Source organism: Paenibacillus sp. ACRRX, from assembly GCF_022346885.1.
Classification (GTDB): Bacteria; Bacillota; Bacilli; order Paenibacillales; family Paenibacillaceae; genus Paenibacillus_B.
Genome location: NZ_JAKRNK010000001.1, coordinates 1,182,760 through 1,196,180, shown reverse-complemented (window position 1 = coordinate 1,196,180; position 13,421 = coordinate 1,182,760). Strand labels below are relative to the sequence as shown.

General features: G+C 48.8%; 2 protein-coding genes. Both read right to left on the bottom strand.

The genetic code is table 11. The features are described 5' to 3' along the window. Positions 1-19: 19 nt before the first annotated feature. Positions 20-871, bottom strand: coding sequence for a CPBP family intramembrane glutamic endopeptidase (locus MH117_RS05525; protein ID WP_239327628.1), 852 nt, complete (start codon positions 869-871; stop codon positions 20-22). Between the two features lie 36 nt (positions 872-907). Beyond that, entirely contained in the window at positions 908-13,396 is a 12,489-nt protein-coding gene (locus MH117_RS05520) for a non-ribosomal peptide synthetase (RefSeq protein ID WP_239327627.1), read from the bottom strand. Positions 13,397-13,421: the final 25 nt, after the last annotated feature.

Here is a 13,421-nt window from a genome sequence, read left to right as displayed (position 1 = left end):
ACGGGAGCCTCCAATGTCACTAAGCGCCGGTTGGAGCAGATGGACGCTTTGCAGCCCCTGTTTCCACACTTCTAGCACCATGTACCCATACTCGCCATGAAGCTCCAAACAAGAAGAGCAGACTAATCAGCGTAATCACGATAAGCGCTGTTTGGCCTAAACGATTTGCCCACTCGAACAATCCCGCATATTTAGCGAGGAAGATTGAGCTCATTGCCACCACCTGCACTGTAATCGGAGCCCAGATGGATTGCATGCGTACATATAACATGCCGTATATTAGGCCTGAGCCAAAACCAATCAGGGCCACTTCTAATCCAGGCTGAACCGCAGCATACAGCAGTGCCTGAATGAGCAGAGCCAGACTTGTATGCATCATCGTACGCAGTTGGTTAAATACAATGCCTCGAAACAAAATTTCTTCAAATGCAGGGGCGATCACGCCTGCCCCTATAATGACATAGACAATCGAATCCGCATGCATCAAGTTGCTGACCAGCGCAGGAATTGCGGCCATATGAGCTTCAATCCAGTCGATGAGCACAAGCCCGATACTAAACGTGCAGCCGGCGATCCCCATCGCCAACAACAGCAGAAATTGTTTGCTGCTGAGTCGATCCATACGAAAGGATTTAAACAGCTTGATCTGCGGATCTCGGCGCAGTCCTGCCTGTATCCGAAAATAAACCACGTACAGAAGCAAGGTAAGTATAAAAGTAACTGCCATAAATACCGTCTGATTTCGTATCATAAACTCGGTATACGCTTGCAGTGCAGGGACTTTATAAGCGGAGCCGTGTACATTCAGGACAAGGAAAAATAATCCGATGCATACGACGACGTTTACTATCATCCAGATTGCTTTTTTCATCAGCAATTCTTCCTTTCTTAACTTGTCTAACTAACGTTATCCTTTATCTGTGGAAGCGGCCGTTTCTGCACCGATTGAATGAACGGTATGCTCAAATTGCTGTACGACCAGTCTCAGCAGCTTCACATACCCTTGCAGCCAATGCCTCATTCTCTCCTTATCCATCCGTTGCCCATTAAACGCCCATTCGCCCTTTAACACGGCGTGTTCCACAGTTACAATCGGCAAGGACACGATCAGTTCATACGCTTGCAGCAACTCATAGTTGACAGCGAGCTTATGCGGTGCCCCTTCATAGAACAACGGAGCGATCGACTGGTTTTTGGATCCTTCTCCAGTTGGAAGCTTGCGCCATTGTTCTAGTCGCTTAAGCACCTGGTCCCCTTCTGTCACGACACTGATTAGTTCGTGAAAGTCCTGCGTTTGGGTAAAATCAATCTTAATGAGCCGCGCCTCCCGCTCATCATTCATATGAAGCATTTGAACATTCTGCGAACCTGTCGCCTGCTTAAAGTACCAAGCCAACACAGCAAGCATAAGTTCATTCACACGGATTACCTCTGCATGGCTCACTTTCCTTAAGCCGTCCAGCAACATCTTATCGACCTCAAAGCGGTACAAACCATTCCACTCTGTTGAAGAAGTTCGATTTAGCAGCTGCTCCGGTACTTGGAGCCCACTCCAGTCAGCACTGAGATGATCGGTTTGCATCACATCGATGTAGGCTGCAAGGCCGGATACCGTCGGATAATTAAATAGATCCGTCACTTTAAGCAATCCCGGATACCGTCGGTCCAGCATGTGATGCATACGAATGATAAGCAGGGAGTCACCTCCGCAGTCAAAGAAGTTGTCTCGCGAACCGATGCGCTCGCGCCCCAATAACTCCCGCCATACACTAGCCACTACCTCTTCTGTACCCTCTTTTGCCTCTACGAATTCCTGACCTGAATCTACACGATGTTCCGGTCGCGGCAGGCGCCGTCGATCTACCTTTCCGTTGGATGTAAGCGGCATGCTCTCCAGTTCCACATAAACGGCAGGTATCATATACTCAGGCAGCCGCAGTTGTAAAGAGGCACGTAATTGAGCTGCTGTTACGGTTGCTGTTGTGACCAAATATGCGCATAAATAATCAGCTCTCGTGCTGTCCTCCAACTTCACAACAATTGCATCCCGCACAAAAGGTTCCTTCAGCAGAGCATGCTCGATCTCCCCGCACTCGATGCGGAAGCCGCGCACTTTAACTTGGTTGTCTAATCTCCCCAAATACTCTATATTACCGTCAGGCAACCATCTGGCCATATCACCCGTACGGTACATTTTGCTGCCTGGAACATAAGGATTCACGATAAATCGTTCCGCCGTAAGCTCCTCTCTGTTCACATATCCGCGTGCTAAACATGTACCAGCAATGCATAATTCACCTGGGATGCCAATCGGCTGTCGCTGGAACTGATCATTTACAACGTACAGCTCCGTGTTATAAATCGGTTTTCCTATTGGAACAAGTGTCCCCTGCCATTCACTACAATCATAATAAGTTACATCAATAGCCGCCTCGGTTGGTCCGTAAAGATTAATGAGGGCTGCATTCGAATAATCCGTCATCAACTGTTTAAATCGCTCCACATGCTCAGCCTTGAGCGCTTCGCCGCTTGTAAAGACATAACGCAAGCTGTTTAAACCGTGTCTAGCGTGCGGGTTATGCTCCAAATGGGCTAAAAACAACTCCAGCATAGAGGGAACAAAATGAATCGTCGTCACACGGTATCGCGCTATCGCCGCCACAATCGCACTCGGGTCCTTCTCCTCGCCAGGCTCCAGCAAAGCCACTTTAGCCCCGCCAAATGCCCACCAAATCAGCTCCCAAACGGATACATCGAATGTATACGGCGTCTTTTGTAAAATAACGTCTTCCGCATGAAGCGGGTACATTTCTTGCATCCAATGAATCCGATTTACTGCTGCTTGGTGCTCAACCAGCACACCCTTTGGCTGCCCAGTTGAGCCCGAAGTATAAATAACGTACGCCGCATCGTTGGAAGTGGCATTGTCTGTGATTGCCTGCCTATTATCAGAATGGATCGTCTGTTCAGAACATTGAGTTTCACCCATGCTCATAGCCACCATGCCGTCTAATCTATCGGAAGCAAACATACATGCGGATATCGGCAAAAGGACAACATCTCCAAGATCTGCTTGCAGCATCTCACTACCGGTCTCCACAAGCACAAGGCTCGTATTCGAATCCTCAAGCACAAAACGTATCCTATCCAATGGCTGAGACGGGGATATCGGAACATACGCTCCGCCAGCTTTCCAGATTCCTAAGATGGCCACAATCATCGCAAGCGAGCGTTCCATGCATATCGCAACCAAACTGTCTGTTTTAACTCCTTTTGAGCGCAACAGATGTGCGAGATGCTCCGCCTGATGTTGAAGCTCCCCGTAAGTTACTTCCCGATCACCAACTAACAGTGCCGTTCGTGCAGGCTCATCTTTGGCGTACTGCTCTACCGCTTCACCCAATGTCATATCGACTGGGAAGAGATGACTTGTACCATTAAATAAGCCGTACATATTGCATTCTTCAGCATGAGTCATAAGCCGCAGCTCACCAAGCGCAGCATCAGGTTGAGCTGCGGCGCTTGTCAGCACATGCATGTAATAATCAAGCAGGCGAAGTACGCTCGTTCGTTCAAACAAAGCAGTTGCATATTCTGCTCGTATGCGCAGGCCGCCTTCTATTTCTGTTACTTCAACGGTTAAATCAAGCTTCGACACGCCTGCATTCAGCAATTGGGAATCAAACTGTAATCCCTCAACTTCAGTGCTAGGAAGCCCCATATTTTGCATGACAAACAGGACATCAAATATAGGATTGCGGCTTAAATCCCGCGGAACCTGCAAGGCAGTCACAATCTGTTCAAATGGCAGTGTCTGATGCGCAAAAGCCTGTACTGTCTGGTACTTCACCTGATGTGCAAAGGCAGAAAATGTGATAGAAGCAGTTGGGCGCGTTCGTATCGGGAGCGTATTTACAAACATGCCGATTAGTGGTTCTGTGTCAGTGTGCAGCCGACCTCCAATCGGTGTCCCGACGATAATATCCTCTTGACCGCTTACTTTGAATAGCAGTGCGTGAAAAGCCGTCAGCACATACATAAAAAGTGTCATGTCCAACTTAGAGGCAGCTGCCTTTACCAATTCCAGCTGTGATTGTGTCAGCTCAGCATACACACACTCGCCTTTAAAAGACTGCAGCGCAGGACGTGTATAATCTAGAGGCAGATGAAGCAGTGGCAATGAACCTTCTAACGCTTCGCGCCAGTAGGTCTCTTCCTTCGTACGTGCTTCACTGCTCATCCATTGCTGCTGCCATACTGCATAGTCCTTATACTGAATCCGCAGCGGCTTCGCAGCAGTCAGACTATGTCTATCGTCATTCGCCTTACTTGTGCTTTTGTTCATGCCGTGCAAATATTCATATTCGCGCACCAATTGATCAGCCATAATGTTCATGGAAATGCCATCCGATACGATGTGGTGCATATCCATCATAAGTGTGAACTCGTCACTGCCCCGCTCCATTAAACAAGCCCGCAAGAGTGGTGCTTTAGATAAGTCGAATGGTCGTATAAACGTCTTAGCAGCCTCAAGCATTGCTTCATCAAGCGATTGATGCCGATTGGACTGATTGTAGTTCTCCAGCCGCATTTCTACATGCTCGGACTCTACGATACATTGAACAGGTGCACCTTCGTACCATTTAAAACTAGTACGGAGCGGCTCATGTTCCTCAACCAGTCGAATGAGCGCACGTTCGAGTGTCTCTGTATCAAGCGCTCCCTTAATGTGTACGGCAAACGGCAAGTTGTAAGCAGTCTGCTCCTGATCCATTTCCTGCAAAATAAACAGTCGATTCTGAGCCAGTGATAACGGATAGTTGGGTCTTTTCTCCACTGGTTCCAGCGGCATACTTGTCATACAACCCGCTGTTTCTATAACGGTCGCCATATGTCGGAGTACAGGTGCTTGAAACACATGCTGCAGCGTAAATTGCACTTGGAACTGCTGTTCGACCAATCCAGCTAATTGAGCGGCCCGTAATGAATGGCCTCCAAGCATGAAGAAATGATCGTCTCGGGCAGGTGCTGTCACTGCCAGCACCTGCTGCCAAATTGCTGCTAGCTGCTGCTCTATGGAAGTCTGCGGTGCCTCACCACTGCCTCCAGTCTTCCAACTTGGCAGCGGTAAGTTTCGTCGATCCAGCTTTCCGCTTGGCGTTAATGGCAATTGGTCAAGCCGTATAATGTAGACGGGTATCATATACTCAGGCAGCAAGCGCTGCATCCAGGTCATTAATTCTTCATCATCAAACATATCTGCTTGGCTGGAGAATACTGTGTCTGGATCAGTAACAAGCTGCTCCAGTTGATGGTCTCCCTGCTGACTAACCTTGCCCACTGCTTGAGGCACGATATAAGCACAGAGCACCTGTTCCAGCAGTTTGTCCTCTACCGCTGTAACGACAGCTTCAGCTATCCCCGAATGTCGGAGCAGCACATGCTCAATCTCCCCGCATTCGATGCGAATCCCGCGAATTTTGACCTGCTGGTCCATACGTCCTTGGTATTCGATATTGCCGTCTGGAAGCCATCTTGCGCGATCCCCTGTTAAATACATTCGTGTTGCGGGCTGATGCGGATGCTCGACAAACCGTTCAGCTGTTAACGCTGGCTTGTTCCAGTACCCTCTCGCTAGCCCTGTTCCAGCAATACACAATTGTCCAGGCACACCGATCGGCTGCTGCTCCAGCTCCTCATTCACAATGTAGAGCTGAATGTTGCTGATCGGGCTTCCGATCGGTACAGATCCTTTACAATAAGCATCACAAGCATAGGCAGTCACATCTACTGCTGCTTCCGTTGGCCCGTACAAATTAACCAAGCCTGCTGTACGTTTATCCTTAAATATTTTGCGAAACGTCTCCACATGCTGCGGCATAAGTGCCTCCCCGCTTGTAAATACAAAGCGGAGACTAGACAGCATGCCATACTCATCATCACCACATCGCTGATCTGCACTACGCAAAAACAGTCCCAACATGGAAGGTACAAAGTGCATGATCGTAATACGCTGCAAATCAATCGTTTCAATGAGGCTTACTGGATCTTTTTCTCCACCAGGCTCCAGCACATACACCGTGGCGCCGGCCGCACTCCACCAGAACAGTTCCCATACCGATACATCAAACGTAATCGGCGTCTTGTGTAAAATAATATCCGCTTCTGTGAGGGGGTACGCCTGCTGCATCCAGTGGATACGATTGACGATGGCACAATGCTCCACCATGACCCCTTTTGGCATGCCTGTCGAACCTGATGTATAAATGACGTATGCCAGATGGTGAGGGTTTGATACAGGTACAAGGTCGTGCCGATCTTTGCTTCTGCCGCATGTTTCGTCATCCAACTCAATGACAGTCCCATCAAACGGAAGTGATTTCCTCCATTTGTGCTGTGTGCACACCAGCTTAGATTGGCTGTCTTCCAAGAAGTAACGAATACGTTCTTCTGGATATTCCGGACTAATCGGCAGATACGCTCCACCTGCCTTTAAGATGGCAAATATCCCGACAAAAAGTTCTAATGATCGTTCGGCCACAACAGGCACTACCGTGTCCGCCTTGACACCATAACCCCGCAAAACACGAGCGAACTGATTCGCTCTTTCATTTAACTGACGATAAGTAAGCTCCTGTTCGGCACAGCGTACCGCGGTACGCTCCGGATGAGTCCGAGCCTGTTCTTCCAGCCACTGGTGAAGCAGCATGTGGGATGGAAACGGAGCAGATGTCTCATTAAAGCCGCTAAGCAGTACCGTGTCCGCTTCTGATGCACGGAGTAATTCGCAGCATCCTTGCTCCGGTTGCTGCAAGGCCTGCTCCATTAGATGAAGCCACTGCGCGACTAATCGGCTGATGGTTTCCTCTTTAAAAAGATCTGTATTGTATTCCATCGCACCGCTAATGCGTCCATCCCCGTACAAGAAAATATCCAGCTTCACATCCAGCTTGGCAGTGGCTGTATGGAGTGGGAGCGGCTTAAGCTTGAAGCCATGCCCACATACCTGCTCTTCTGCATCCATCTGGTTGTGGACGATCAGCATTGTATCAAATAAAGGATTCCGTGAACGATCATAAGGAACCGGTCGTTGGTCAAGATTTATTAAACTTTCAACAGAGAACTCCTGATGCGAATAAGCACCAGACAACTGGTCTTGCACATACTTTGTATGTTCATCCACCGTACGCCCGGAATTTATACCGATAAAGATGGGCAAAAAAGCGTTAAACATCCCAATCATTTGCTCTGTATCCGGATGTGTTCGACCAGATGCAAGTGAGCCAATTATGCATTCATCCTGTCCGGTAAATTGATGCAATAGCAAGCTATACAGGGAAAATAAGAAGCTGTTCATCGTTAGTCCGCGGCGTTCGCAATGTTCAGCCATTCGTTTACCCGTCTGTGATGAGAGCTCGAATGGCACCAATCCACCTCTAAAGGATCGTTGATCGCCTCGGCTAAAGTCAGTCGGAAGCTCTAGTACAGGCAGCTCTTGCGGCAGTTGCTGCTGCCAATAGGCTTCACTGCGCTTAAGATCTGTTACAGCTTGCTCTCCATTTAACCAGACCGCATAATCCTTATATTGCACTTCAGGCGGCTGACTCACATATCCAGCCACGCATCTTGCCCAATCTGAGATCAGCGTCTGGAGCGAAATGCCGTCAGCCACTATATGATGGATATCGATTAACATATAGCGTTTGGACTGCGCGATAATCCAATACCCATGCAATAACGGCGCTTCTGATAAACAGAATGGACGAAGGTAGCGCAGACAATAGGTTGTCAGTTCTTTCTTGTCCCAGCCCTCAACCTTATCTGGCAGCACAATCTGATTCATTTGAAATGCAGCAGATTCGTGAATCAACTGCTGTATGTGCCCTTCATACATTCGAAATGAAGTGCGAAACGGCTCATGTGTCGTTATCATTTTCTGCCACGCTGCTTCGGCCAGATCTAGAGTCAGCTCACCCTCCACTTCGAAAAGGATGGGCATATGATATGTTGTTCCAACTCCCTCAAACTGATCTAGCAGATACATCCGCTGTTGAGCAGGGGACGTTGGATATGCTGGCATACGTACAGCCGCTGGAATAGAGCGATAACCGGATCTGTCTACTTTGTCATGCCCATCGATCCACGCTGCCTGTTCCCTAATCGTTGGAAGTGAAAAGATTTGCTGGATAGGCATTTGAAGATGAAAATGCTTATAAATCAAAGATGCCAGTTTTGAAGCTTTTAACGAGTGCCCACCGCGTTCAAAGAAATGGTCTGTTACCCCAATCTCATCAACGTTAAGCGCTTCTTGCCACAATAGCTGCAGATCCCGCTCTGTTTCTGTCTCCGGTTGCAACACCATAAACGCTGCCTCAGGAGCAGGTAAAGCCCGCATGTCTACTTTTCCATTCGATGTCAAGGGGAGCTTATCCAGTTGGATAACTGCGGCAGGCACCATATAATAAGGCAGCACGCGACGTAGCTCCTGCACATATTCGGCAACCACTATGGGCTTATCGGCTACAATATAAGCACATAGTGCCAGGTCGCCCCCAAGCTCTCTTGTTGTAATATACGCTTCTCTAACATCAGGCAGCCTGAGCCATGCACTCTCGATTTCGCCAAGTTCGATGCGATATCCCCGCAGCTTAACCTGTTTGTCCAATCGGTCCAAATATTCCAATTGCCCATCGGCATTCCATCGCACAAGATCGCCGGTTCTGTACATGCGGCGCGTAGAATCTGTACAATGCTTCACGAAGCGCTCTGCCGTCATCGCAGGCAAATTTGCATATCCAAGAGCAAGTCCATCTCCCCCGATATAAAGCTCTCCTGCGGCCCCTTTTGCTGCCAGGCGTCCTTCAGCATCAAGTACATAGAGCTCAGTACGTGTAATCGGCTGTCCAATTGGAATCGTCACCTGCTCTGAATTCCAAGACAGAATAGGATAGCAGGATGCAAATACGGTGGTCTCAGTAGGCCCATATACATGAAGCAGCTTACCTGGACCCATAGCATCATACGCTCTGCGAACATGAGACATGGAAGCACGTTCGCCTCCGAACAGCACATGCCTTACTTGCATAAGCCCTGCTAGATCATGATCCACCAGCATGTTAAATAAGGCGGTAGTGGCAAAAAAGACAGTAACACCTTTATTAACGATCTGCTCCATAATTCGGAAAGGATCTGCTATCTCGTCCATTTGCAGCATTATTAATCTAGAGCCATTCAGCAGCGCTCCATAAATATCAAACGTGGACCCGTCAAAAGCATAATTGGAAAGCTGCAGCAATGTGTCATGTGCAGTCAGCTCCAAATAGTTGGTATGCCTGACAACCCGGGTTACATTTGCATGGGTGGTATAAATGCCTTTAGGCCGCCCCGTCGTTCCCGAGGTGTACATCATATAAGCGACATCGTCTACATTTGTTGCAACCGCCAGATTGCTTTCGTCATAATTTATATATTCCATTTGCTGCTCGGTAACATGAAACCAGACAGAAGGCAATGCTCCTGACTCCTCCAGCTCACGCCGCAGCTGTAATCTGTCTCCGTTGACCAGTACGGCACTGATCTGTGCGTCTTCGAACATGTATCGTATCCGTTCGGTTGGAAATGATGGGTCTATCGGCACGTAAGCCATTCCCGCCTTTAAAACAGCCAACATAGCAGCGATCATTTCCATAGAACGATCCATAATTAGTGCCACACACGGACGTGCACCTTCTTTTCTTGCATTTGCAGCTGCTTGTGAAGCCGTGCTCTTATCCATCAGCCAGCGGGCTAGACGGTTAGCTTCTGAATTGAGCTTGGCATAATGCCATTTGTGCTCGCCCATCTCCAATGCAATTGCTTCCGGCTGCTCATCCGCCTGCCATTCAAACCATTCGTGCAGGGCCATATCCCGATGCCGGGAATCCGTCATCTCGCTGCACTCCATAATCAATTGTGCTTGCTCCGGCGCACTCATTAGTTCCAACTTATTCAGAGTTTGTACGGAATTATCAGCTGCTTGCTCCAAAAGATAGGTGTAGCAGCGCAGCATTTGCCTTATGGTGTCTGAGCGGAATAATTCAAGCGAGAACTCAACATGCAGGTCCAATCCTTCTGCTGTCACGTATCCTTCCCAGCTCATGTCAAACTTTGAAGTTGACGTGTGAAGTGGTGCTATCTCGCACGTAAATTGCTTCGTCCTCAATTCAGGAAGATCCATGTTCTGCAAAGTAAACGCGGTATCAAATAAAGGATGACGCCCCATTTCGCTAATATGGCCGGCAGCCTCCATCATCTCTTCAAATGGCAGTGTTTGATGACGTAAAGCCTCGGAGAGCTGCTCCTGTACCGCTCGGAACCATGCGTTGAGCGTTATATCGACAACAGTCGAGCTTGACTCGTGTATGTGGGCATGATCTGCATTCTGCACGATAACAGCAGTCGGGCTGGTATTCGTCTCCTGTATCTTCGGAGAAACATCGGTTCTGCGAAGACGCAGCGGTATCATATTAACGAATAAGCCTGCCACTTGTTCCATTTCCGTACGCGTACGCCCTGCTGCAGCGGTCCCGATGACGATATCTTGTTGACCGCTGTAACGACTAAGAAGAACATAATAAAGGGAAACCAAAACCGTATATAACGTGCATCCTGAAGTATGTGCCAATTTATTAAGCTTGTTAACTAGGGCAGCATCCACCCGGACGCTTTCTACACGTCCACTATACGATGGCGTAAGCGGACGCGTTTGGTCTAAAGGCAGTGTCAGACGCGGACAGCCGTCTGCAAAAGTCGTCTGCCAATACTGGCGGGAACGCTCCCACTCCGACGTATTGCGCTGCATGTCCAGCCACAATGCAATATCGGTGTATTGTAATGGCTGGGCTGGCAATTCAACCCCATCATATAGCGCAGCAAATTCGCGTATCCATATTCCCATAGAGCTGCCATCCGTAATGATATGATGCATATCCAACAGCATGAGATGCCGGTCGTGAGCCAGTTTGACGATCTCAACACGGAATAATGGCGCCTGTTCCATTTTAAATGGACGTACAAAGGAGATTGAATAATGACGAATCTGCTCCTCCGTCCAATCTGTCCCATCTACCCACAAGAGCGGCAGCTCCACTTCCTCTGCTACATACTGAACGGCTGTTCCGTCTAACATGCTGATGGAGGTACGGAGCATTACATGCCTTCTCGTCAAGTCTTGCCATGCCGCAGCAAGCTTGGTTTGATCACAGGCCCCTGTTAGCGAGATCTCATAAGGCAAGTTGTAATGAGTCAGCGACGGATTGATCTGCTGAAGTACGTACAATCTGTTCTGCGCCGAGGTGAGCGGATAGTATGCTCTTGCTCCGACGGGAATAATTGGGATTGCTTGCTCTGCTTGCTTGTTCCCACTGCAGGAATCCACCCATGCTGCAAGCGATCGGATTGTTTCGTGCTGCAGCACCTCTCCTAGGCTTGCTTCAATTGCCCATGTATCCTGCAAGCGGCTTGCTATCATCCCAGCTTTCAGCGAATTGCCGCCCAACTCAAGAAAGTGAGCATTCATACTTGGCTGAGAGATGCCAAGCACCTCGCTCCAAAAGTCGGCGATGCGAATTTCGGTGTCCGTCATTGCGATCTCCTGCCCTTGAAGGCTTGAATTGTCTCCGGCAGCAGGCAGCAATGTCTCTATTTCCCAAATGGTTAGCTTGGTCGCAGCTTCCGTAAATTCACCACTAGCAAACCGCTCGGCCAGCAAATAACGCTGTATTTTACCTGAAGTCGTCTTTGGAATTTGTCGTATCGGCAGTACGGTCGTCACGTCCAGTCCAGTTGCACGATTCAGCAAACTCTTAACATCCGCCCGTATACCAGTAAAAGATTCTAGTTTGCCTCGATGCTGAACGAATACTACAATCTCATCCTGCTTCGAAACTGGATCTTGAACGCCGCATACTGCTATTTTACCGAGTGATAGGCTTTGGGCTTCGCTTGCAATCTGCTCCAAATCGTGTGGATACAGATTCTGGCCATTTACAAACAAAATGTCCTTCATCCGTCCCGTTACAAACAAACGTCCACTCACCACGTATCCTAGATCTCCCGTATTCAGCCAGCCATCCGGTGTAATCAACTGCTTGTTGGTGTCAGGAAGGTTATAATAACCAGCTGTCACGTTCCGGCCTTGAATGTAAATAAGTCCAATGCGACCTTCATCCATCTGAATCTGATCCTCGTCTCGAATCGATACCGCGCAGTCCTTCACAGGATACCCAAGATCCAAGATCGGGACTGCTTGTTTGGATTCCGCTTCGACTAGACATACAGGAGATCCCAAGCCCAATTGTTCACGATCCAGATAGGAGACTCGAAGCTCTTCTTCTGGGTCGGGAAAGGTTACCGCAAGACTCGCTTCAGCAAGTCCATAGACCGGAAAAAGACTGTTAGAAGGAAGACCGTATGGCTTAAGAGACGCCAGAAATTGACGACATATGGCTTCAGAGATCGGTTCAGCTCCGTTAAATATTAACCGGATACAGGATAAATCCCATTGCTCCCCCACTGCTTGCTCTGGTTTAAAGTGCTGCAAGAAATGAGAGTACCCAAAGTTGGGCGATGCCAGGCACGAAATGCGCCGCTCTGACGCAGTGCGGAGCCAGTTCATCGGATGGAGAACAAACGCAGACGTTGTCATTTGGTACTGATGAATCCGTCCAAGTATTGGGGTCAGATGAAAACCGATTAACCCCATATCATGGGTTAACGGCAGCCAGCTTAGCGAGCTGTCCGATTCCGTTGTTCTGGAGCCGGCAAGAATAGCGGACATGTTAGCAAGTAAATTGTCGTGTGTTAGTACAACGCCTTTGGGATTGCCTGTCGAGCCGGAAGAGAATTGAATGAATGCCGTATCCTCACTCCGGGGGGTGTGCAGCTTGGCACAAGCTGCTAACGTTAAATCTGCCGACAGCACTTCTTCCAACAGCACGGTTTTTGTTACGAGGCACCGATACAGCTCTTCTGCACCGATTCGGCTGCTATATGTTCCCAGGCTGCTTATGGCTTCACTAGCAGCGATAACATAAGCAAGTCCGAGCTCCTTATAGATCTGGAGCAGCTTGTTGCGCTGCTCATCGTTATGAGCAGCCGTCACTGGAACTGGTACATAACCCCCAAGCACGCATGCCCAGAATAGGATGATAAAAGCTTCATTGTCCTCCGTCTGAATAATGACCGGACAAGCAACAGGAATGCCGCGATCCTGCAGCATGACAAGTACCGCAGCGGCCCTGTTGTGCAATTCGCTGTATGTATAGCTCTGATCTTGACCTGACTGTAAGAAGGTGATTCCGGCTGAATTCGTATCACATTTTAGAAGCAATTCTGCTAAATGACGTATCGGTTCCATGCTTAACCGCCCCCAGTACAACTTA

What these genes read in the sequence shown, in the direction of transcription:
- MH117_RS05525 (WP_239327628.1), bottom strand. Translation starts at nt 871, where the DNA reads ATGAAAAAAGCAATCTGGATGATAGTAAACGTCGTCGTATGCATCGGA.
- MH117_RS05520 (WP_239327627.1), bottom strand. Translation starts at nt 13,396, where the DNA reads ATGGAACCGATACGTCATTTAGCAGAATTGCTTCTAAAATGTGATACG.